The sequence below is a fragment of the Sporolactobacillus nakayamae genome (assembly GCF_900113325.1).
Lineage (GTDB): Bacteria > Bacillota > Bacilli > Bacillales > Sporolactobacillaceae > Sporolactobacillus > Sporolactobacillus nakayamae.
Genome location: NZ_FOOY01000005.1, coordinates 120,177 through 141,787, shown reverse-complemented (window position 1 = coordinate 141,787; position 21,611 = coordinate 120,177). Strand labels below are relative to the sequence as shown.

At 43.1% G+C, this 21,611-nt stretch carries 25 protein-coding genes; 17 read left to right on the top strand and 8 right to left on the bottom strand.

Features of this window, described 5'->3' with window-relative positions; translation table 11 throughout:
- Positions 1-10 precede the first annotated feature (10 nt).
- The 4 genes from BM003_RS04215 to BM003_RS04200 all read left to right on the top strand — a co-directional run bounded on the left by BM003_RS04215 (position 11) and on the right by BM003_RS04200 (position 3,929).
- Complete coding sequence (locus tag BM003_RS04215) at positions 11-1,684, top strand: ABC transporter ATP-binding protein (protein WP_093670420.1); 1,674 nt, start codon at positions 11-13, stop codon at positions 1,682-1,684.
- Positions 1,677-2,492, top strand: a complete 816-nt coding sequence (locus BM003_RS04210; protein ID WP_093670418.1) for an energy-coupling factor transporter transmembrane component T family protein — start codon at positions 1,677-1,679, stop codon at positions 2,490-2,492. Before BM003_RS04215 ends, BM003_RS04210 begins: the two co-directional genes overlap by 8 nt.
- Before the next feature lie 73 nt (positions 2,493-2,565).
- The gene (locus tag BM003_RS04205; protein ID WP_093670585.1) at positions 2,566-3,345 is read left to right on the top strand and encodes a creatininase family protein; all 780 of its coding nucleotides are present in this window, start codon (positions 2,566-2,568) and stop codon (positions 3,343-3,345) included.
- 14 nt (positions 3,346-3,359) lie between these two features.
- Complete coding sequence (locus BM003_RS04200) at positions 3,360-3,929, top strand: aminotriazole resistance protein (RefSeq protein ID WP_093670416.1); 570 nt, start codon at positions 3,360-3,362, stop codon at positions 3,927-3,929.
- Between the two features lie 120 nt (positions 3,930-4,049).
- Here the strand turns inward: BM003_RS04200 and BM003_RS04195 are convergent, their stop codons facing one another.
- From BM003_RS04195 to BM003_RS04175, 5 genes are all read right to left on the bottom strand, one after another.
- Positions 4,050-4,940, bottom strand: coding sequence for a proline iminopeptidase-family hydrolase (locus BM003_RS04195; RefSeq protein ID WP_093670583.1), 891 nt, complete (start codon positions 4,938-4,940; stop codon positions 4,050-4,052).
- Between the two features lie 32 nt (positions 4,941-4,972).
- The gene (locus BM003_RS04190) at positions 4,973-6,331 is read right to left on the bottom strand and encodes an APC family permease (RefSeq protein WP_245734043.1); all 1,359 of its coding nucleotides are present in this window, start codon (positions 6,329-6,331) and stop codon (positions 4,973-4,975) included.
- Positions 6,332-6,472: 141 nt separating this feature from the next.
- Entirely contained in the window at positions 6,473-7,816 is a 1,344-nt protein-coding gene (locus tag BM003_RS04185) for a hypothetical protein (protein WP_093670414.1), read from the bottom strand.
- Positions 7,809-8,525, bottom strand: coding sequence for a response regulator transcription factor (locus tag BM003_RS04180; protein ID WP_093670412.1), 717 nt, complete (start codon positions 8,523-8,525; stop codon positions 7,809-7,811). Before BM003_RS04180 ends, BM003_RS04185 begins: the two co-directional genes overlap by 8 nt.
- Before the next feature lie 32 nt (positions 8,526-8,557).
- Complete coding sequence (locus BM003_RS04175; RefSeq protein ID WP_177184636.1) at positions 8,558-9,193, bottom strand: sensor histidine kinase; 636 nt, start codon at positions 9,191-9,193, stop codon at positions 8,558-8,560.
- 562 nt (positions 9,194-9,755) lie between these two features.
- Here BM003_RS04175 and BM003_RS04170 point away from each other — a divergent pair.
- The 6 genes from BM003_RS04170 (at position 9,756) to BM003_RS04145 (ending at position 14,000) form a co-directional block, all read left to right on the top strand.
- A complete protein-coding gene (locus tag BM003_RS04170) occupies positions 9,756-10,028 on the top strand; it encodes a PadR family transcriptional regulator (RefSeq protein ID WP_218143208.1) in 273 nt (90 codons plus the stop codon).
- Entirely contained in the window at positions 10,009-10,539 is a 531-nt protein-coding gene (locus BM003_RS04165; protein WP_093670408.1) for a DUF2812 domain-containing protein, read from the top strand. Before BM003_RS04170 ends, BM003_RS04165 begins: the two co-directional genes overlap by 20 nt.
- Before the next feature lie 203 nt (positions 10,540-10,742).
- Complete coding sequence (locus BM003_RS04160; protein ID WP_093670406.1) at positions 10,743-11,219, top strand: flavin reductase family protein; 477 nt, start codon at positions 10,743-10,745, stop codon at positions 11,217-11,219.
- A gap of 93 nt (positions 11,220-11,312) precedes the next feature.
- Positions 11,313-12,347 (top strand): threonine aldolase family protein, encoded by a 1,035-nt coding sequence (locus BM003_RS04155; RefSeq protein ID WP_093670404.1) that lies wholly within the window; start codon positions 11,313-11,315, stop codon positions 12,345-12,347.
- Positions 12,348-12,558: 211 nt separating this feature from the next.
- Positions 12,559-13,089 carry a GNAT family N-acetyltransferase gene (locus BM003_RS04150; protein ID WP_093670402.1) on the top strand — a complete coding sequence of 177 codons (531 nt, stop codon included), beginning with the start codon at positions 12,559-12,561 and terminating at the stop codon, positions 13,087-13,089.
- A 14-nt stretch (positions 13,090-13,103) separates the two neighbouring features.
- The gene (locus BM003_RS04145) at positions 13,104-14,000 is read left to right on the top strand and encodes an aminoglycoside phosphotransferase family protein (protein WP_093670400.1); all 897 of its coding nucleotides are present in this window, start codon (positions 13,104-13,106) and stop codon (positions 13,998-14,000) included.
- A gap of 11 nt (positions 14,001-14,011) precedes the next feature.
- Here BM003_RS04145 and BM003_RS04140 read toward each other — a convergent pair whose 3' ends face one another.
- Positions 14,012-14,449 carry an Lrp/AsnC family transcriptional regulator gene (locus BM003_RS04140; protein WP_093670398.1) on the bottom strand — a complete coding sequence of 146 codons (438 nt, stop codon included), beginning with the start codon at positions 14,447-14,449 and terminating at the stop codon, positions 14,012-14,014.
- Positions 14,450-14,593: 144 nt separating this feature from the next.
- Here BM003_RS04140 and BM003_RS04135 point away from each other — a divergent pair, with 144 nt between their 5' ends.
- The 4 genes from BM003_RS04135 to BM003_RS04120 all read left to right on the top strand — a co-directional run bounded on the left by BM003_RS04135 (position 14,594) and on the right by BM003_RS04120 (position 17,963).
- On the top strand, positions 14,594-15,856 hold the full coding sequence (locus tag BM003_RS04135; RefSeq protein WP_093670396.1) for an APC family permease: 1,263 nt from the start codon (positions 14,594-14,596) through the stop codon (positions 15,854-15,856).
- Positions 15,857-15,941: 85 nt separating this feature from the next.
- Positions 15,942-16,382, top strand: a complete 441-nt coding sequence (locus BM003_RS04130) for a GNAT family N-acetyltransferase (protein ID WP_245734039.1) — start codon at positions 15,942-15,944, stop codon at positions 16,380-16,382.
- Positions 16,383-16,409: 27 nt separating this feature from the next.
- Positions 16,410-17,177 (top strand): HAD family hydrolase, encoded by a 768-nt coding sequence (locus tag BM003_RS04125; protein ID WP_093670392.1) that lies wholly within the window; start codon positions 16,410-16,412, stop codon positions 17,175-17,177.
- A gap of 42 nt (positions 17,178-17,219) precedes the next feature.
- On the top strand, positions 17,220-17,963 hold the full coding sequence (locus BM003_RS04120; protein ID WP_093670390.1) for a metallophosphoesterase family protein: 744 nt from the start codon (positions 17,220-17,222) through the stop codon (positions 17,961-17,963).
- Positions 17,964-18,039: 76 nt separating this feature from the next.
- Here BM003_RS04120 and BM003_RS04115 read toward each other — a convergent pair whose 3' ends face one another.
- Positions 18,040-18,921 (bottom strand): helix-turn-helix transcriptional regulator, encoded by an 882-nt coding sequence (locus tag BM003_RS04115; protein WP_093670388.1) that lies wholly within the window; start codon positions 18,919-18,921, stop codon positions 18,040-18,042.
- Positions 18,922-19,052: 131 nt separating this feature from the next.
- Here BM003_RS04115 and BM003_RS04110 point away from each other — a divergent pair, with 131 nt between their 5' ends.
- Complete coding sequence (locus tag BM003_RS04110) at positions 19,053-20,264, top strand: MFS transporter (protein ID WP_093670386.1); 1,212 nt, start codon at positions 19,053-19,055, stop codon at positions 20,262-20,264.
- 88 nt (positions 20,265-20,352) lie between these two features.
- Here BM003_RS04110 and BM003_RS04105 read toward each other — a convergent pair whose 3' ends face one another.
- Entirely contained in the window at positions 20,353-20,757 is a 405-nt protein-coding gene (locus tag BM003_RS04105; protein WP_093670384.1) for a hypothetical protein, read from the bottom strand.
- 175 nt (positions 20,758-20,932) lie between these two features.
- Between BM003_RS04105 and BM003_RS04100 the strand changes: the two genes are divergently transcribed.
- Together BM003_RS04100 and BM003_RS17800 are read left to right on the top strand one after the other, a co-directional pair.
- Positions 20,933-21,406 (top strand): GNAT family N-acetyltransferase, encoded by a 474-nt coding sequence (locus BM003_RS04100; RefSeq protein ID WP_093670382.1) that lies wholly within the window; start codon positions 20,933-20,935, stop codon positions 21,404-21,406.
- A gap of 21 nt (positions 21,407-21,427) precedes the next feature.
- Positions 21,428-21,611, top strand: a 184-nt coding sequence (locus tag BM003_RS17800; protein WP_218143206.1) for a hypothetical protein, incomplete at its 3' end; no start/stop codon positions are given.

Sequence of the window (21,611 nt, the reverse complement as noted above, 5' to 3'; positions counted from 1 at the left end):
GACTATAACGTTGAGCTTTAAAATTGAGAATATAGGCTATAAATATAGCGCAGACACGCCGCAAATCTTAAAAAATATTAATATGGAAATAAAAGAAGCTGAAGTGACCGCAATTGTCGGACCAAGCGGATGCGGCAAGTCCACGCTCGTCAGCATTCTTAGCGGTGTCATTCCGGTCTTAATGAATAAAGGCGAACTGACAGGCTCTTTTCAGACCGGGGATGATCTAGTGATCTCGGTGGTCAGCCAGACACCGGAGAATCAGCTGTTCGGCTATGGCGTAGAAGACGCACTCGCATTCGGTGTGGAAAACATGGGACTCAGCAATCAGGAGATTCATGAACGTGTCGAGTATGTCCTTGATTTGCTCCATATTCAGCATCTGAGGAAGCGTGCGGTGTCAACACTTTCCGGTGGACAAAGGCAGGCGGTTTGCATTGCCTCCGTCCTCGCCATGCGTCCGGATATGGTGATCATGGACGAGCCGGTCAGTTCGCTTGATCCCCAGGGCAAACAGTTGATCCAATCCGTGTTGAATCAACTGAGAGCCTCCGGACAGACAACGGTCATTGTTGACAATAATTTGGATTGGTTTTCAGACATTGTCGACCATGTCGTTGGCCTCGATGGCGGCGAAGTTGTGTTCGATGGGAACAGGGATGAATTCTTCGCTCAGTTTGAAGTTCAGCAGCGGCTTGGGGTGATCATTCCTCAAGAAGTCGAGATCTATCGCGAACTTTCGAAAAAAGTGAGTGGATTAAGCTCTTTTTCCTCACTCGATGGCGCTTATGAAGTGCTCCATGATCGGGTGAAGCAGACGGAAACGGCTGCAGCATTGGAAAAGATGGAAAATCATTCTGAGGAAGTTCTAAAGGTAACCCATCTCAGCAAGAACTTCCAAGATGGATTTCAGGCGCTGAAAAACATCAACGCCGGATTCTCGAAAGGAAAGATCATTTCCATACTCGGCCAAAATGGTTCCGGCAAGACGACTTTGGTTAAGCATCTGAACGGTCTTTACCAGCCAACCGAGGGTGAGGTGACGTATCAAGGTGCGGGAACAGCGGGTAAATCGGTAGCTGAAATCAGTCGTGATGTTATTCTGGTGTTTCAGCATCCGGAGCACATGCTGTTTGAAGAAAATGTCTACCGGGAATTGACATTCTGCGCGCGCGCTCAAGGTGTTCCGTTCAGTGAAGAAGAAGCACTCGCAGTCCTTGAAAAATATGATTTGTTAGCAGATAAAGATGAGCTTCCGGTTAACCTTTCCATGGGCAAGAAGCACTTATTGACCATTTTATCCGTCCTCTTTTCAAGTGCTGAAGTGATCATTCTCGACGAACCGACCTTAGGCATGGATTTGCATTTGAGAAATCATTTGGAAGGCATTATCAGGCATCTGAAGGAAAAAGGAAAGACGGTCATCCTGATCAGTCATGAGATTCCGCTTGTCTTTAAATTATCCGACGAGCTTTTGGTTCTCGACCATGCGTCAATGCTGAAAGAAGGCAGCGCGCAGCAGCTTGCGGGTGACGAAGCGTTGTTCGAGAAGATTCACATTGACTTGCCGCCGGTGGTCCAATTGTCCAAGAAACTTGGAATCAAGCCGCTGGCATGCAACGTGGAGGACTTCACCGATGCGATTGCCGAACAGGTGAAGATTGGAGGTGCAGATCGTGGGTGATTTCTTACAATACGTCGAATTAAATTCGTTTCTGCATCGCCTCGACCCGCGCACGAAATTTGTCTTTTTCATTATCATGTCTGTTCTGACATCCTTTGTGAAAAGCGGCGTCGCGCTCCTATTCCTTTTTCTCGTCTTTTTGGCGATCTGGCTCATTGGCCATATCGGCAAATACATGCTTGTGCTTCTGAACAAAGTCAAGGTGCTGCTGCTTTTCATTTTTCTGCTGTGGCTTGTGCTCGGCGCATTCACGATCAATGAGGGGCCGACGATTTACCGGGCAGCATTTTCGGTAATTGGTAATCACTATGTATTCAGTTTAGATTGGTTTGATTTCTATAAAGGCGCCGTGTACGCCCTGCGCATTTTCTTGATGATTTCGGCCTTTTATACTGTGATTCTGACAACGAATTTCAGCCAGATTATTCTTGGTCTCCAGTCCTGGCGCGTTCCGTATGCCGTTGCCTTTGGTGTCGGACTCGTTTTCCAGATCATCCCGATGATCGTACAGGAATTTGCGACGATTATGGAAGCGCAGAAATCACGCGGGCTTGAAGTGGATAAATGCAGCGCATTTGCAAAAATGAAAAACTATGTGATTGTTTCTTTGCCACTGTTGTTCCGAGTGCTGAGCAAAGGGCATTCCATCTCGCTTTCCATGCATTATTATAAATTGAATTTTAAAGTCAAACGAACATCGTACCAAATGATCAGAGCAACGTATTCCGATGCACTCTTTGCGTCAGTAACCATCATTGCAACAGTGGTGACCATTTTCTTGCAGATCAACTATTACATCCAGATTTAGTTGGGGATTCTGAATGTATCCCCACTGATCGTGTTAATGTTTGAAAATTTTGAAGAAAGTTGGGGTTTATGAAATGATTTCAAAATGGGAGAACTTGACCCGCGACGAATTAGCGGCCATTGATAAGGATTCGGCAATTGTATTCCTGCCAACGGCGGCAACTGAACAGCATGGCCCGCATCTGCCGGTCGGTACCGACGCTATAATCTTATCTTCGCTGATCGACCATTTTATCGCGACACAACAATTCGATGAAGGATCACTGATCTTTGCTCCGCTGCTGAATGTTGGCAAGAGCAATGAGCACATGGGTTTCGCCGGAACGATCACTTATGGCACGCAGACTTATTATTCCGTGCTGCACGATATCGCCGGTGCTATCGCCAAGAGTGGATTTAAGAAGCTTGTGCTTTTTAACAGTCATGGCGGCAATACAGACATGCTCAACATGATCAGCCGAGACCTGAGAATTGATTTCGGCATGGATGTCTTTGTCTTCGATTGGTGGTTCACCTCATTCTGGGACAAGGGACTAAAAGGCTTGAAGCAGTCAGGAAAATACGGCGTTTTCCATGCGTGCGAGTTGGAAACTTCACTGATGCTGCACGCGGCGCCGGAGACGGTGCACATGGAACTCGCGGTCGACGAAGATCCGGTTGAGGCGTTACGCGATAATGACTTTGTAACGCTGTTCGGTCCGTACAATGCGGGCTGGAAAACTGCAGATGTCAGCAAAAGCGGCGTGATTGGCGCGCCGACCTATGCTACTGCTGAAAAAGGCAAAAGGCTGTTTGACTACGCGGTCAAAGAGCTTAATGATATCATATCTACTTTTGCAAAAACAAATTATTGAGGAGGCGTTACGTAGTGAAAAACTTCACCGTCAAGTTTACCTTTGTCAACATTATTTTCTTTGTCATCTTCGGTGTGTTTACCGGCGTACTTTGGGCTTACGGCAGTCCGATTCCGCTTATCCCGGGTGCTGTTCATTTCAGAACTTTTGCGTTTATTATTCCTGCTATTGGATTTCTTTTTGGCCCGGTATCCGGATTTTTCGCCGGCTACATCGGCACATTGGTTTGGTCACTGCTCGGCGGCTATTTCATCGCGCCACATACATTGATCGCCGATGGAATCACCGTAGCGCTCAGCGCCGCGCTTCCGGCATATGTTATGACACGGAGAAAGTCGCTTGACGAATTGCTTGTAAACAAAACTTCGTTTATTTGGAAATCATTGTTTTGGTCGATTCTGTTCGGCTGCTTAATGATCCTTGCGACCAGCCTTTCGCTTTCATACTTCACTGGCCTTGGCTACTGGTACTGCGTAATTTGGATTGGTATTGCGGACGTTGTGCCGATCGCGCTGACACCATTTGTGGTTGTCCTACTCGCACCGCGTCTCAAACGGATTCAGACGATTATTCCACGTGTATAATACTAAAGCAAACAAACCGCAGGCGAGTGCTTGCGGTTTGTTTTGTTATAATTGGAGCAATTAAATTGTTTTCCGGTTCATAGTAAGAGTGGATTTTTAAAATCATTTAACGTCATGTCATTATTTATTGAAAGTATTGGCTTCCACTTGGCTGATAAAATTCGTGATAAATTTAAAATAAGGTTCAGGATCGTCCCACATGGAAAAGTGACTGCCATTTTCGCAAATACCTACGGCAGCATTAGGAATCTCTTTACCCATTTTTTCAATCACTTTCGGTGGCATACTGTCATGAGTCGCTGTCAATAAAAGGGTCGGATTTGAAATTTTTTTAAGGTCGTCACGCCGATCCCAATCTTTAAAATTGCCACTAATAATAAACTCATTTGGCCCTTGAATAGTCAGATAAACCTGCTCGTTCAGATGCTGGAAGGTACGATTGACAGCATCCGGCCATGGATCAAGCCGACACATACATTTCTGATAGAGCTGCATGCAGTATTCTTGATATTCAGAAGCCCCAAAATCTTCATTCGCTTCATAAGCCTTCATTTTTTCCACGATTTCCTTAGGAAGCTGTTCACGAAGCTCATTAACATGATCAACATAGGACTGAACATCAGCGATCATGTTTGAGACAATGAGACCTTTAAGCGCTTTGCCATATTTCAGAGCATATTCAATCGCAAGAAGGCCGCCCCAAGATTGGCCAAGAAGATAGAAATTGTCTAATCCGAGTTTTGTCCGAACCTCTTCTAGTTCATCGACGAAACGATCAATATGCCATAGGCTGGGATCATCCGGTTGATCGGAAAAATAAGAGCCGAGCTGATCGTAAAAATAAATCTCAATACCTTTTGGCGGCAGCTGTTCTTCAAAGCATTCCAGATATTCATGTGTCATTCCAGGTCCGCCATGGACAAGCAATAATTTAATCGGGCTGTCACCCACCTTCCGCGTCCATACATGGTAACCGCCATTTATTGTTAAAATGTGTGAGCCTTCATTCATGAATAAATCCATCCCTTCTCCAATCATTTCTATTACAGTTCACGAGAAATTGTAGTGTCCTTGCGGAAAACCTTTAGGAAAATCAGATAAATGATGCCAATCGCAATCCAAATAAATCCCATTTCTTTAGCTAATGGATCGAGCTCCCACCAAACAAAACCAATGACTAGCATCCCAATTAAAGGCATCACTAAATGTTGAAAATACTGTTTGCTTTTTTTCTTAAATAAAAAGTAATTGATGACTGCCAAATGAATGATAATGAATGAAGATAATGCACCAAAATTAACAACTGAAGCGAGTTTGCCTAGCTGCTCAGAGAAAATTGTTGTGACAATAAGCGAAATGAGAGCCACAAGAAATGTACTGACATAAGGTGTTTTGTACTTCGGGTGTATTTTCACTAAGAAGTGTGGTAATTTCTTGTCACGAGCCATGCTATAGAGAATACGCGATATGGCAGCCTGAGAGACCAGAGCGGCTGCGATTCCCCAAGAAATGACTGTTGTCATGATCGTGAGTACCTTTAACCACGTACCGCCAATCATTGAGGCAATTTCATAAAAAATGGTGTCTGGGTTCTTGATTGCAGTGAAATCAGGAAAGATTAGGGCAGCGACCCAAGTCTGTATGACAAACAATATACCAACAACGAGCAGTGAACCGATTGTTGCCTTGCCGACTGCTTTTTTTCCGCCTTGTGACTCCTCAGAAAGCGTTGATATTGCATCAAATCCAAGGAAACTCAGAACGGCTATTGAAACAGAACCCATAACAGTATGGATTGAAAAATGATCTGGATCATAGAATGGCTGAATGGTAAACTGTGCACCATTTACATGTTGGACAATAGCAATAAGGCCAACAACGGTGAAGATTGCAAGAACAGCAATTTGAAATATAAGAATGATTTTATTTGTCTTCGCTGTCATTTCAATTCCACGGACATTGATAAATGTATTGATTGCAATAAACAAAACAAGCCATACAAAGATAGGGACCGATGGCAGGATAGCTTGCATGGCTACTGCACTGCCAATATACAAAAATGCAGGAACGAGAATATAGTCGAGCAGAATGAGCCAACCTGCAATGAAACCCACATAGTCATTAATACCATGCTGCGCATAAGAGTAAACTGATCCTGCAATGGGAATCGCGCTCGACATTTGCGAATAGCTATAAGCAGTGAACACCATTCCAAACATGCCCACGACATAAGCTAAGGAAATCATGCCATGAGCGGTTGTGACGATTGAGCCATAGAGACCGAATGGAGCAACAGGAACCATAAAGATTAATCCGTAGATAAATAAATCGCCTAAGCTCAGTGCACGTTTTAATTCTTGTTTGTAACCGTAGTTTGTTGTTTGCTCAATTGATTGTTCCAAATGATGTCCCTCCTATGATGTATCCATAGTCAACGCCAGTGGGCCCATACTTTTGTTAACTTGTTAGAAATAGTATAAATCATTAGAAAAATGATTATTTGCATAAAATTATCTTATATTTGCAAAAATATAACTTTTTCATTAGAGTAGCTTTTTATTAATGATGCTACCAAGTTGGATTATAAAATATGTGAGGAGCGTTGCAGATATCGTTCCGGTAAACATGATGACAGTATCTGAAAAAAAAGCGGCACAGAGTGCGGCTGTTGAAAGGCCGACTGGAATGGGTAATAAATCTGCCCATTGAATACGACGAGATGAGAAAGCTAAACGCGAAAAAGTAGGAATTGATGCGAGGCTCAAACAAATAAAAATGAAAAGCATCCGTTCACGTATTGAGGCAGCAAGTAAGAATAGTAAAATGATAACGCCAAAAAGTGCCATTATATATGTGTATTGTTTCAATGTTATCTTTTGATCCATATTTTTCTGCCCAACGAAGAGATAGATCGCGTCATGCAGAGATTTTAGGCTGACTAATGAAGAAATCCAACCTATGGCTAGCAATGAAGTCGAAATGAGAAAGGAAAGAATAGAAGATGTTCTGATAAGAATTGATAGATTCATTCCATTTGTATACAGAGTGGATATCGCAAAGATAATTAAAGCGATCGCAAAAATCTGTGATGATGTACAGAAGGCGGCAATACGAATGATCAATTTTCTTCGCTTTTGCTGTAATAAAAATTGTATATTCCAAAGTGATAAATTTGATAAAAGATAGCCCCAATAGGCTAATAAGACAAATATAATCGTGAATGTTATCTGATTTGGCTGTTGGTAGTCACGAGTGATCAGGTGATTATAAAGGTTAAAAATTCCTTGAGTCATATATATATATAGCAACAGGCAGATCATAATAAAAGAGGTGGTCATCAGTAAAAAGCGACTTGTTGTCTCAATCCCCTTTAAACTACCGAGAACACTGTAGCAAAATGAAAGGAAACTTAACGCAATGAATACGATCATAAAAGGAAATCCATAAAGCGATACCAACCACTCGCTCATCCATTGTATTTCTGTAACAAAAGCAGCTAATGCAAAAGCTGCCATATAGCCGAGCACTGGAAAAAAGGTAGATTTGTTTGTCGTGTCTTTTATAAAATCAATTCCAGTGTAACGCGCTTTATTTGTATATTTAACGATCTTTTTTTCACTGAAAAACTGAAACAACAGAATCATTCCAAACATCGTGATGCAAAAACAAACAATTGAAACGAAAGAAATACGGGCAAATAGATTGATGAGCGGAAAGAGTAATGTACCTATCATGAACTGGGCACAGACTAGAATTGTACCGCTACTCATGCCGAGCCTTTTCCTGGGCTGGATAAACGTTCGATAAGTCAATCCCTCGTTAAGATAGGGAAGACATAAAAAAAGCAGGATGAGATAGCAGATAATAATCGGATTAGGATTAAGCATGATAGCCTCTCTCCTCATTTTTAAATTGCGTTGGCGTTTGTGCCTCATATTTTTTAAATGAATTTGTAAAATGATTCTGACTATAAAATCCTACTTGATTTGCGATCATCTGAATTGAATAGTCAGGACATTCGAGTAAAAGTTTTTTTGCGGCGTTAATGCGTGCTTTTATTAGGTACTCTTTATATGACACATGCAATTCATTCTGAAACTTCTTACTTAAATAATTGGGTGTGACATGTACATACTCTGCTACATCATTTAAATGAATGTTTTCTCGAAAATTAAGGTCTATGTAATGAATAGCTTCTTTAAGGATTGATGAAAGATATGACGGGTGGGATTGATTTTTATTAGCAATTTTGTCTATAGATGCATAAAATTCACTTTCAATAACGGGCTTAACTATATAATCAATGGCACGCATTTGAAGTGCGCGTTTGGCAAATTTGAAGTTCTGATAAGCACTGACAATCAAAATAGACATGCTTGGATGTATATTAAGCAATTCATCGGCCAGATCAAGTCCGGATTCTCCTGAAAGCGCAATGTCCAGTATAGCGAGATCAAGTGTGTGCGATGATGCAATCTGTATTGAGTTTGCAATATCTTCCGAACGAAACACTGTCCACGCTGAATAGCGTTTATTTATAAGATGGCACAGTTGATCAATTTCCAGATATTCATCGTCAACGATTAAGATTTGCATCAGGATCGCTCCTCCTTAACATAAATCAGATTTTATTCTGCAAAAATTGTATATGGCCATATGATGACAGCTTCGGTCTCATTTTGAGCTGTTCTGCGAACGGTTGCATCAGTGTAAAGATCAAACAGAAGACTAAGTCTTTTTCTGATATTTTGCAGTCCAATACCTGAAGAAATTGACTTTGCAAGTGGTTTTTGCCCATTATCTTTAACGATTAATTCGATCCAGTTGCCAGTTCGTGAGATGTTGATAGACAATTTTTTCTCACCTTTTTTTTCATCAAGTGCATGTTTAAATGCATTTTCTACAAGTATTTGCACTGTATATGGAGGAATTGCCGCACCTAGAATTGAGTGGTCCACATTGAATTGAACAAATAGACGTTTTCCAAATCGAATTTTCTGAATACCAATGTACTTCTCTGTTTGCTCAAGTTCGATAGACAGAGGGATCAATGCTTTTTTATCCGTGTATTTGTAACGCAGATAGGATGAAAAGTTTTCAAGTCCTTTGATCAGTTCTTTTTGTCTGTTTAATCGTGCAAGTGATAAGAATACGTTAAATGTATTAAACATAAAGTGAGGTTGTATTTGTCTGCTTAACTGCAGTCGCTCACTCTCGTTCAGTCGATTTAAAAGGTGAATCTGCGTATTCTCCAATTCCAGCATGTCCACTTCTTTTTCCATAAATGGGAGAAGAGCGAGAAAAAAGAATGTTAATGCCGACGTAAGTACACAAAGGAATACGACACCCTCAAATACTATTAAATACAGATGACTCACCTCAGATCAAATATATTTTTAATTAATAGAATTTTATCACAGTATTAAACTAAATGTTCAAACAGAATAAAGCATTATCGTTTTACCATTTGCTACTCGCTTCGAGATGATATAGGAAAATCTATTAGTTTAGGATCATTTTTTAGTTAACTACAAAACCAATCATAACAGCACGGTTCACTAAGTCGCCGCGAACGGATAGCATGAATCCGTTCAATTTGATCTGTGACGAGTGAGTGAACAGCATGAATGAAGAAAAAAACACAATTGTATGCGCCCTTTCATTCATAAAATAATTGACAGCTATATCGTTTGCCGATACAAGCGCTGTATCGGTAAACGATATAACACATAACGGTATAAGGAGCTGTTAACATTGCCGGAAAGCAGCGAGCGAGGCGCATTAACTGTGGCCGTGTTCTATATTTTACTTTCTCTTTAATCGCCAATGCATGGATATGGGATCATGCAAAATGTCAGTGTGTTAAGCGGAGGACGTGTCGAACTGGGCGCAGGTACGCTTTATGGCGCAATTAACACACTTTTAAAAAAGAGATGGATCATGCCGTGGGAAACAAATAAATCGTCGAGAAAAAAGGAGTACGTCATCACCGATTTAGGCAAGGGAACGGTCGATCGAGAAATGAAGCGATTAACCGAACTGCTGGAGAATAGTAAAAAAATTGTAGGTGGGGAGACGCATGCAGAAAAAAGTGTTTAAGCTGTTTTATGATTTTGAGAAAGAAGAGCAGTGGTTAAGTCAAATGGAGAAGGAAGGCTGGGCATTCACAAAATATGTCCCTGGTTTTTACACATTTGAATCATGTGATAAGGGTCAGTATCGTTACCGTATGGAATTCTTAAAGCACGGACCCAAACATGAGGAGACGAAGGATTATCTCCAGTTTCTTGAGGAGACAGGCATTACATGCGTATCTAGCTTTGCGAGTTGGGTCTATTTGAGAAAAGCCGCTGAAGAAGGACCGTTCAACTTGTTTTCAGACATCGATTCGAGAATTCAGCATAATAAGCGAATTAAAAACCTATGGATCTTTTTAACGCTCATTGAATTTGTTGGTGTAGTGAACAATTTATTTCTTGCAGGCGTTACAGACGAAAGAAACTGGACTAATGTGTTATGTGGATTAATTCTGCTGCCCATTTGCGTTGTGTTTGCTCGGATGGTCATTCGTTTAATAAAAAAATTAATCAATTGGAAACCGATCGTTTGATCAGAGAGTAGTACCCGTGGATTATAGAAGTGCAGTCAAGATGACCGAATATAAACACAAGGCAATTTAGGTGCGCGAGAAAGGATCGAACAGTGGAGATTCTTTACTTACAACCTATTCTTATTAGGTGATTAACAATGATGATATATTATAATAGAGTGTGGCAAATATGTGAACACAAACTGGGAAGGGAAGTCTATCGAATGGACCAAAAAGCTAGAAAAGCAGCACTACGCGGCATTACGTACGGATTGTATCTGGTAGGCACTAAGGATGAAAGCGGTGTGAATGCGTTTGCAGGCAACTTTTTAACGCAGACCTCTTTTGAACCGCCGCTTGTCACGCTTGCCGTTAAAGCGGGTACGCGTTCGCAGCAGCAAATCGCGTCAAGCAGTGTGTTCAGTGTAAATGTATTGGAAAGCGGACAAAAGGATATGGTAACGGCATTTTTCCGACCGCTTGAAGTTGAAGAAAATAAACTCGCGGGTTATGAATTTTACGCAGAGGAAACCGGCTGCCCGATTTTTAAGGATGCGCTTAGCTTCTTTGAATGCAGCGTTGTTGACCGGCTTGAAATTGGTGATCACTTTATTTATGTCGGTGAAGTGATCAATGCGGGCGTGCATAAAACTGGCGATCCGTTGACCATGAAAGAAACCGGTTTCTATTATGGCGGTTAATGGAAATGGGTTCCGCTTACTTTCGGACTGTGCTATAGTCCAATTAGATGCACATAGATTTGAAAAATCAGACAGCTGAGGTGAGAAGTCGCAATGTACAGCTTTAAGAATGATTATAGTGAAGGCGCGCATCCGCAAATTCTAAACGCGTTGGTGGAGACCAATCTCGTTCAGGAAGAAGGCTATGGCGAAGATCAGTATTCGCTGCAGGCGGCCGAGTTGATTAAGAAAAAGATGAATGACCACAATGCCGCTATTCATTTTTTGACTGGAGGTACGCAAACAAATATGACGGCCATCGCCGCATTTCTGCGTCCTCATGAGGCGGCCGTCGCTGCGGCAACCGGACATATCAATGTTCACGAAACCGGGGCGATCGAAGCGACTGGTCACAAGGTGCTGGCGGTGCCTTCAGGCAAAGACGGTAAGTTGACGCCGGCGGGTATTCAATCGATGCTGGATGCTCATCCGGATGAACATATGGTGAAGCCGAAGCTGGTGTACATATCCGACACGACCGAGAACGGCGCGGTTTATACGAAAAGTGAATTGAAGGCAATTAGTGCTTTTTGTAAGAGGAAAAATCTCTATCTCTATTTAGACGGCGCGCGACTGGGATCAGCGCTCACCTCGAAGGCGAACGATCTGGAACTAAGCGATCTGCCGAAGCTTGTTGATGCGTTCTATGTCGGAGGCACGAAAAACGGCGCGCTGCTCGGCGAAGCGCTCGTGATCTGCAATAATGCCTTGAAAGACGATTTCCGCTATCTGATGAAGCAAAAAGGTGCGATGCTTGCTAAGGGTCGGCTGACCGGTATTCAGTTTCTTGAATTATTCCGGGACAACCTGTTCTTTGATCTCGCGGCACACGCTAATACGATGGCGATGAAAATCAGCGGTGCTATACAAGCCGCCGGCTACACGTTCTTAACGCCGCCAGTTTCTAATCAGATTTTTCCGATCCTGCCGAACGATTTGCTTGAAGAACTTCACCAACAGTTTAATTTCTTTGACTGGGAAAAAGTTGACGAAAATCATTCAGCTGCACGCCTTGTGACTTCATGGTCAACCAAAGAAGAAGCCGTTGATGCGTTTATTGCGAGCTTAAAAGAAAAAGTAACTAGATAGAAGATGAGCATTTTGTAGAGCCGGGGAATGATCTCCGGCTCTTTAATATAAAAGCTGTGATGAGGAAGTCATCTTTATTCCCTTCCTGAACAATTGAAGAAAGGTGCGCAGCAGCCAGTTCACACAGTTCCGCGTCACTATTTTTCTGTCCACTCCTTTTACTGTACATTTGATGTAATATTAGTGAGACAGGAAGAGGGGAGATGCTGAAATGGGCGACCATAAACTAGTTATTCGAGAAGCGAAAAACTCGGATGCGGAGGCGGTGATTGATTACCTCAACCAAATTGCAGGCGAATCCGATTTTCTAACCTTTGGCTCTGCTGAAGAACTGCATCTGACTGTAGAAAAAGAAGAAGTGACACTCAAAGATTATGCAAAACGAGAAAACGCACTGTATCTAGTCGCCGTATACAACGGACAAATCGCCGGAACCCTCGATTTTTTCGGCGGAACGAAAAAGAGGACGGCACACACCGGCGAATTCGGCATCAGTGTCCGTCGGGATTACTGGAACAAGGGAATTGGCAGGGCACTTATTGCTCGGATGATCGAATGGAGCAAAGCAACCGGGATCATCCGCAAGATTAATCTGCGCGTGCGTTCGGATAACCAACGGGCGATGCACCTGTATAAGTCATTTGGATTTGAAGAAGAGGGCGTAATAAGACGCGATTTTTTCATAAATGATGAGTTCTATGATTCCGTGCACATGGGCCGATTCATTGATGGACAGAAATAAAGGAGTGAACACACATGGCTGCTTTTCTTGGTATACCGGGATCATCGAACTGGGAACAGCTGCATCTGCTCAATGGAGGCTGGTCGCATGATCAAAAGTACACGTTTCGGTCAAAAAACCGGAAGTACCTGCTGCGTCTCTCGGATGTATCAATCTATGAACGCAGAAAAAAAGAGTTCGAGATTCTGAACGCGTTTCGTGATTTAGAGGTTACGATTACCAAACCGGTCTCTTTTGGCTTATGTGAGGATGGGCAGAGTTGTTATACGATCATGACCTGGGTGGACGGGAGGGATGCAGCAAAAATCCTGCCGACACTCACGAGTGACGAGCGGTATCGACTTGGGTGTGAGGCGGGACGGATCTTAAAGAAGATTCATGCTGTCCCCGCGCTAGAGGGACGACCTTCATGGTCCGTATTTTTCAATCGTAAAATTGATCGGAAGCTTGATGCCTATAAGAAATGCGGAATTGATGTCGATGGAGCAGATCAGATTCTTGCGTTTATTCAAGAGCATCGCAAGCTTCTCGATGATCGTCCGCAATCACTTCAGCATGGCGACTACCATTGCGGCAATATGGTGATCACACATAAAAAAGAGATCGGAGTCATCGATTTTGACCGCATGGACTACGGCGATCCCTGGGAAGAATTCAACCGGATTACCTGGTGTGCCGGTGTCAGCCCGGCTTTTGCAGCCGGACGAATTAACGGATATTTTGAAAACGAGATCCCCAACACATTTTTTCCATTAATGGCACTGTATATTGCTGTCAATATGATCAGTTCTATTCCATGGGCAGTGGACTATGGGGAGCAGCAAATCAACGTCATGAAGCGGGAAATCAATCGAACAATGGTTTCGTATGACAACTTTCAGACAGTCGTTCCGAACTGGTATCAATTGTAAAGAAGTACAGATCATTCATTCACTGATGGCGTAATCGCTTTCTGCTCTACAGGTGAAGACAGAACAATTAGCGTTGTTGGCTTACCGTACTCGAGACAGGCGTTAATATGATCCTCTAAGGTATGAACAGATTCGGTAACAACTTTTGTTAAGTAGCTGTACATACCCGCAATTCGATGGCATTCCACAATGTCAGGCTGTTCTTTCGTAAACTGAACGTATTTCATACAATCTTTCGGTTCCATTAAAATAAATGCGGTAACCCGTTTATTTAGTTTTTCCGGTGCAACGAGAGCGCCGTATTTTTTTATAACACCTTGGTCCTCCAATCTCCTGACGCGTTCCGTCACGGAAGGAGAGGTCAACCCCACTTTTTTGCCAAGTTCGATCATTGTTTGACGCGAATTCTCCTGTAATTGTGTAAGAATACTCCAGTCGATTTCATCCATAATATCTCCTCCTTAATTATTAAAATAGATACAGATTAATTCCTTTATTTTTGTTGACAAAGGTCATTTTTAAATAAAGTATACCATGTGTTTCTTTTGTATCACTATATATAATTGTGAAAAAGAACATGGGGGCAGAGCATTTTGAGTAAACAATCATTAAAACGATCAATCACTTGGGTACAGGGAACCGCGCTTACCATCGGTGCAGTATTGGGCTGCGGGATACTTGTCCTGCCATCAATCACAGCGAATAATGCCGGACCTGCTTCGCTATTATCCTGGGCGATTATGTCTTTACTCGCTTTTCCGATCGTTTTAACCATCGCCGATCTTGCGAAAATAATTCCGAGTGCCGGGGGCGTCATGGCGTATGTCGCTCATGCCTTTGGAACGAGGACGAGCACAATGTTAAGTTGGATTATGCTGGGATCTATACCGGTTGGCGTGCCGACGATAGCATTGACAGGTGCCTATTATCTCAACAATCTTGTACCGACAAATCGATGGGGGACCGTGAGTATCGCCGCGCTCATCTTGGTCACGTCTTTGCTTTTGCATGTAAGGGGAATTGATCTATCAGCAAAGGTAAGCGTAGCGGTTATCTGTGTCATCTTCACTTTGCTAGTAACTGCTGTTATTGTCGCTTTTCCCCATGTCCAATCATCTTCATTTATACCGTTTGTTCCGCACGGTTGGTTTTCGGTAGGCTCAGCTTCCGTGGTGATCTTTTTTTCGTTTGTTGGATGGGAAATGATTACCCCGCTGGCAGAAGAATTTAAAAGACCTGAGCGGGATATAACGATCAGTTTAGTAATCGGCGCAATCGTCGTTTCCATTATATACCTGTCCATTTCCTTTGTGACTGTCGGTACTCAGGCTTATGGCGCGAATAAAGGCATTAGCTCACTTAGTCTTCTTATTTCAAAAGGATGGGGCCATTCGGGAATCATTGTCACAACGGTATTAGCTCTGTTCATTACGTTTAGTACGGTTCATGCGAACATCGCAGGTTTTTCACGAATGGTGTATGCACAGGCAAGAGCAGGCTGTTTTCCAGCTCAATTAGCGCATCTGCATCCTAAATATCAAACGCCGGCACGCGTGTTGGCTGCACTTGGAGGGGCTTTCACTCTTGTTTTAGTTCTCTATGGAACGATTGCTCCGGATTTGGGAACTCTTTTGAAAGGCCCAAGCGTCGTTTTTATCACGTCCTACATTTTCACAATGCTAGCGGCTCTAAAAATACTAAAACCGCTGACCATTGGCTGGTTCATGGCGCTTATCTCACTAGTGATCACGGTTATCATCCTCTTGTTCAGTGGAGGGGCAATCGTGTATCCCATAGCATTAGCCGTAGTTGGTGCGGTATTTCTTCATTTTAAAAAAGACGAGATGAACAAATGAATGAGTAAAACTGCACTATGGAGCTGCTCGTATGCTACACTATTGAAAAAAGGTACATAAGATTTAAGCTTTGGAGTGAACAATCATGAGCGAATTATGGAAAGTAAAAAGATTCGATCAGCTTAGTGGAAAAGAAGTTTATGAGATTATGAGGGCGCGCGTCGATGTCTTTGTGGTTGAGCAGGAATGCCCTTACCATGAAGTCGATCCTTATGACTTATTCAGTCTGCATGTCTATACGACGGACGTGGACGGATCAATCATCGCCTATGCCCGTATTTTTGAGATGGATGACGGAATATCGTTTGGTCGGGTGCTTGTCCGCGAAGACTGCCGCGGTAAGGGCCTTGCCCAATTGCTCGTTGCCAAAGTACTGCGTGTGATTAAGAAACGTTTTGCGGGTATGCCGGTTGCGATTGAGGCACAAGAATATGTTCAGTCGTTGTATATTCCTTTCGGCTTTGAACCGGCATCCGAAATTTTCATGCTTGACGGCATTCCGCATGTCCGCATGGAAAAAAGGTAATTCCGGCGAAGAGGAGGATCGTGGAGGATGGAACCGATTAAAATGATTGTCAGCGATCTTGATCATACCTTATTAAACAATCAAGAAATGATTTCTGATCATATGGCACATGTTTTGAATCAATGCCAGCAAAAAGGAATTAGGGTTGCTTTTGCCACGGCTCGTCCTGAGCGGGCAACTCGATTATTTCAGAAAAAAATACAACCCGATTATATTATTGCAAATAACGGAGCGACGATTGTGAACAACCGTCAGAGCATTTACAATTGCCTCATTCCCAATGAACTAAAAAACAAATTGATATCAGAGTTGATTTCTTTAGAAACGGTTACTTGTATCAGCATTGAAGCGGGTGACTGTCTGTACACAAATTACAGAGGAGAGCCTTGGGATATTGAGTGGAACGCGGTGTACACAGACTTTAAGAAAAAATTGACCGTCGATACGCCTAAGCTTTCCGTAGAATGTACAGACACTGCGGCAATGAAACCACTGATGAAAAAGTACCCCAATCTCAATTTTTATGCGAACAGTGGAGAAAAATGGTATCAGATCATGCGCAGGGATGTAACGAAAATGAACGGTATTTCGTTCGTTGCCGAGCGGTTAAACGTAAATGCTGCGAATATCGCTGCATTTGGTGATGATCATAACGATCTTGAAATGCTAGGGAAATGCGGGGTAGGGGTGGCCGTATCCAATGGGATTGAGAAGGTTAAGAAGGCGGCTGACTTTGTCTGTGAGAAAAATGAACATGACGGAGTTGCACGATGGCTTGAAGCCCATGTACTTTAACAGCCATTAGGATCAGCATTTTTTCTTTGGGGGATAAAATCGATGAAAATAGCGGTCATCACGGATATTCACGGGAACGCTCCGGCTTTACTCGCTGCGCTTGCTGAAATTGATCAAGCGCATGTCTCGCGTATTTATTGCCTTGGCGACATGATCGGGATCGGACCGGATTCTAATGAAGTGCTTGGCATCCTTTTTAATCGAAAAGATGTCTCACTGATAACCGGCAATCATGACGAGGGGGTACTTGCGCTCATTCATGGACAGCCTTATCCGAAAAGTCATGAAGATACACGCAACCATCATCAATGGATAGCGGATCGGCTGGATCCAACCTTTGTTGCACGGCTTGATTCACTGCCACGGGTCATCGATACGATGCTCATGGGGCATTCTATTCTTTTTACGCACTATCATATCGAGCAAGAAAAGCTGTCGGCAACCTTTTATGAAGATCCATTCAGCCCGATTGTTCAGCCCACACTCGAGAATATGGAACGTCTCTATGGGGACTGCCATCAGGAATTAATCTGCTTCGGTCATCACCATCCGACACACTTTTTTACCGGAAAACATTCCACATATCTCAATCCCGGTTCACTCGGATGCACACCCGGGCCATATGCAAGGTATGCAAGCGTAACAGTGACTCAAGAAAAAATAGAAATTGAACTGAGAAAAGTTGCGTATGACAACACCGCATTCTTAGCCGCTTATGAAAAGCTGAACGTGCCGGATCGGCAGTTTATTTTGAAGGTGTTTCATGGGAATCAGCTCAAGGAATAAGCAATTTTGTCGCAACTTCATCTGCCTTATGATTCATTCGTGAAAAGTCCGGTGCCGAATGACCAATAAACAAACATTATCGTTTAACATTACTTTCTTTTAAACTACGCGTCTGCTGTGGTGATCGACCACGAAGCTTCTTGAATACACGACTAAAATAGTTCGCGTCATTGAAGCCAACCGAGAATGCGATTTCCGTGATGGTTAACGGTGTAGTTCGCAGTAATTCTTCTGCTTTGTTGACACGCAGTTCATTCATATGGGCGATTGCGGATCGTCCATATAATCTTTTAAAAGTGCGGCAAAAATGGGCTTCGCTCATGTGCGCGCGTGCTGCCAGATGATGAACGGTAATGGCTTCTTCATAATGGTCATTCAAATAGGAGAAGGCTGATTTTAATTGGTTCAGATTGTTCAGCTTCAAGCCAAGACGTTTCTTCGTGTACACTTGTTGAATGTGACTGCGGATTAAAATGAGCAAAATTTGAAGCATATCCGACTTCATGGATAATTCGAATCCCGAAAGACGAGCCCTATGCTCGTGGATTAACCGGCGCAATAATGGTGTAATCGGTTCGTTTTCATTAATACAACGATTGAATACGATACGCTGTTGCATAAGCGGTTCAACGTAGGCTGCCTGGCGCAAATCGGGCATATCTTGAAACATGGCTGCCAGATCAATGCGAATGGAATAGAAGGTTAATTGCTCGCACAGGCTCTCGATCACGTGCAGTTCATTACAGTTGATGAGAAGCGTTTCACCTGTATGTAAATCAAATACGTCCGATTCACAGCGGATCCGTCCTTGGCCGCTTACCACATAGTAAAACTGCATTTCCTCATGCCAATTTTCTTGATATCTCCAACCATACCCCATTCCTTTTCTTAAAATTATATCTAAGTAGGCATGCCGGTCAGAATTTCGCTTCGGTGAATAGTTCGTTTCATTTTTCATAGAGAAATCCCTTTCAGTCAAAATCGTGCTAAAGGTGAGCAAGATATTGCATGCTTTATTGCCGGTTACTTGTTAGTCTAAGAGTGTTCGAAAAAAATGTAAATGATTTTGCAGCAAGGAGGATTAACGCAATGAATCTTGCATTAAAAAATGAGAAACAGGCTGTCAAACCAAAGCTTGCAGCGAGGCGGGAACTGTTCAGTCTCAGTGGCGTCCATTTTATCAATGATTTAATGACAACCGGACTTGTACCTGCACTTTTGCCTTTATACAAAGAAGCTTTTAATCTGAACTACTTTCAGGCCGGTATTATTTTGTTCGTATCGATGCTGACATCATCGGTGGCGCAGCCTATATTCGGCATTATCACCGATAGAAATCCGAAAACGTGGTTTATGCCGGTGGGTATCTGTCTGACGGGATTTGGTCTCACGGCTTCAGGCTATGCCCCTGCCTATTGGGTACTCCTTCTTTTAGTCGGATTATCGGGAATCGGTTCGGGAATTTTTCATCCGGAAGCAATGCGTGGTGCTTACATGGCGGCAGGTACCGCGAGAGGAACCGCACAGGCAATCATTCAGGTCGGCGGCAATTTCGGCCAGGCAGTGGGACCGCTCCTTCTTCCGGTATTCCTGATTGCCACTGGACTGCACGGACTTGGCTGGTTTGCATTGGCTGCAATTGCCGGCTTAACACTTGTGCTCTCCGTCATGCCGTGGTACCGGCGCAGTCTTGCAGAAAATAAAGCGCGACAGAAAAAAATTATAGGCCGTAATCATGTTGCCGGACTGTGTTTGCTGACAGCTGTTGTGATCCTGCGTTCTTGGACACAGATCGGCGTTGCCGGATTTTTACCCTTTCTTTATCTTCACCAGGGAATTGCGCTCAAATATGGTGATCTGTTAACCTTCCTGTTTCTTGGCGCCGGTGCACTCGGAACTTTCATCGGTGGCCGTGTTTCCGACCGGATCAGCCGTAAATGGCTGCTGTTTAGTTCCATGGCCGTAACGGTTCCCTTTGCATGGCTGCTGCCACATGTTCACGGCGTATTATCGGTCATTGTTCTATTTCTTTTCGGTTTCTTCGTCCTCTCATCGTTTGCCGTTACGGTTGTATATGGTCAAATGATGTTTCCGAAAAATATCGGACTGGTTTCGGGGCTGATGGTTGGTTTTGGAATTGGTGCCGGCGGAATCGGTGCGACGATGATCGGCTGGTTGTCTGATCTCTACGGTGTCACTGCCATTTTTGGTTTTCTTTCGTTGCTGCCGCTGGCGGCCGCCTTGCTATCATTGTTGTTGCCCAGCGAGCGGAGCCTTCTTTCTTCTAGTAATGAAACGTAAAAGGTTAACGGAGGAACATTCGTTTAACCCTTTATCTTTATATGAAAGCCCCCTGAAAAGTAAAGCTTTCAGGGGGCTTTCGTGGTTATTATTCTTCAGTTGATTTTTCTTTGCTGATCAATTCTTTCTTCTTTTTCGCGTTGTTTCTGCCGAGAATTCCGGTCATTACAAGTGCGGAAACCGATAGAATTAAAGTGAGTATGTGAACGGCGAGGCTCAGCGGGTTGGATTGTGCGCTCATTCCACCTGATGGCCGAGCGCCGCCCCGTGAACCCCCACTGCCGAAATGAGGTTCACCGTTCGTTCCAGATGGTGCGTTTCCAAAAGCATTCCCATTACTGGAATTCGGCATACTTTGTGAAAAATTTTTTTGAATCGATTGTGCCTGCTGTTTCGTGTGAACAAAATGATAAATGCCATATGCGGATTGCAGCAGCAGTGCGATTGCGACGACAATGCCGATCCAATAATTAATTTTAAGGACACGATCCATAGAAATTCCTCCGTTTACTGTTTCGTTGTAATAGAATTAGTTTAAGAGAGTTTTCTTAAAAAAAGCTTAATGGTTCGGGCATTTTTTATATTTTCTGGGGGAAAGCTTATGAAAATAAAAGCAGCATGTATTGATCACGATGGAACAATCGGTGGAACAGGAAGAGGTAATCATAATGGATCAATATAAAATAAAATTGATGAACGATCATGATGCGCGCATCATCGCGAAATGGGCGTATGAAGCGCCTTACGATTTTTATAATATGGAAAATGATCCTGAGGATTTGGAAGAACTATTGGATTCGGAAGCAAGAAAAGATGCCTATTACTCTGTCTTTGACGAGCAGAATAGGCTGATCGGATTTTTTTGCTTTGACGAACAGATCGAGACAGTTGAGATCGGTTTAGGGATGCGGCCGGATTTGACAGGAAAAGGAGCGGGTGAAGCGTTCTTGAACGCAGGCTTATCTTTTGCTCAGGAAAAATTTAAAAAACCGCATTTTTCATTAGCTGTTGCGACCTTTAACAAAAGGGCACTGAAAGTCTATGAACGTGCGGGATTTGAAATAGAAGAAACGGTGATGGTCAAGACAAATGGTGGCGTCTACCCCTTTTATTCAATGGTGTTAACAGAGGAAAAGGCTTGATGATAAGGTACGAATAGATTATTGCGAACACGTACGGACTACAAGATTCATGGTGAAAAATATGGTTCTTTACACAAAACTAAATACGTTCTCCTGACGGAAGATGCGGAGAACCTAATAAGTGGAAAGTCGAACCGAACGCGACCAAAGTTGAAACCAAGAGAGGAGAAGTCGAACCGAAGACCCGAAGTTGAACCGAACCATC

Coding starts and splice junctions, on each gene's coding strand:
- BM003_RS04205 (WP_093670585.1), top strand. CDS start 2,566: ATGATTTCAAAATGGGAGAACTTGACCCGCGACGAATTAGCGGCCATT.
- BM003_RS04195 (WP_093670583.1), bottom strand. CDS start 4,940: ATGAATGAAGGCTCACACATTTTAACAATAAATGGCGGTTACCATGTA.
- BM003_RS04185 (WP_093670414.1), bottom strand. CDS start 7,816: ATGCTTAATCCTAATCCGATTATTATCTGCTATCTCATCCTGCTTTTT.
- BM003_RS04180 (WP_093670412.1), bottom strand. CDS start 8,525: ATGCAAATCTTAATCGTTGACGATGAATATCTGGAAATTGATCAACTG.
- BM003_RS04175 (WP_177184636.1), bottom strand. CDS start 9,193: ATGCTGGAATTGGAGAATACGCAGATTCACCTTTTAAATCGACTGAAC.
- BM003_RS04170 (WP_218143208.1), top strand. CDS start 9,756: ATGCATGGATATGGGATCATGCAAAATGTCAGTGTGTTAAGCGGAGGA.
- BM003_RS04165 (WP_093670408.1), top strand. CDS start 10,009: ATGCAGAAAAAAGTGTTTAAGCTGTTTTATGATTTTGAGAAAGAAGAG.
- BM003_RS04160 (WP_093670406.1), top strand. CDS start 10,743: ATGGACCAAAAAGCTAGAAAAGCAGCACTACGCGGCATTACGTACGGA.
- BM003_RS04155 (WP_093670404.1), top strand. CDS start 11,313: ATGTACAGCTTTAAGAATGATTATAGTGAAGGCGCGCATCCGCAAATT.
- BM003_RS04150 (WP_093670402.1), top strand. CDS start 12,559: ATGGGCGACCATAAACTAGTTATTCGAGAAGCGAAAAACTCGGATGCG.
- BM003_RS04145 (WP_093670400.1), top strand. CDS start 13,104: ATGGCTGCTTTTCTTGGTATACCGGGATCATCGAACTGGGAACAGCTG.
- BM003_RS04140 (WP_093670398.1), bottom strand. CDS start 14,449: ATGGATGAAATCGACTGGAGTATTCTTACACAATTACAGGAGAATTCG.
- BM003_RS04130 (WP_245734039.1), top strand. CDS start 15,942: ATGAGCGAATTATGGAAAGTAAAAAGATTCGATCAGCTTAGTGGAAAA.
- BM003_RS04125 (WP_093670392.1), top strand. CDS start 16,410: ATGGAACCGATTAAAATGATTGTCAGCGATCTTGATCATACCTTATTA.
- BM003_RS04120 (WP_093670390.1), top strand. CDS start 17,220: ATGAAAATAGCGGTCATCACGGATATTCACGGGAACGCTCCGGCTTTA.
- BM003_RS04115 (WP_093670388.1), bottom strand. CDS start 18,921: ATGAAAAATGAAACGAACTATTCACCGAAGCGAAATTCTGACCGGCAT.
- BM003_RS04110 (WP_093670386.1), top strand. CDS start 19,053: ATGAATCTTGCATTAAAAAATGAGAAACAGGCTGTCAAACCAAAGCTT.
- BM003_RS04105 (WP_093670384.1), bottom strand. CDS start 20,757: ATGGATCGTGTCCTTAAAATTAATTATTGGATCGGCATTGTCGTCGCA.
- BM003_RS04100 (WP_093670382.1), top strand. CDS start 20,933: ATGGATCAATATAAAATAAAATTGATGAACGATCATGATGCGCGCATC.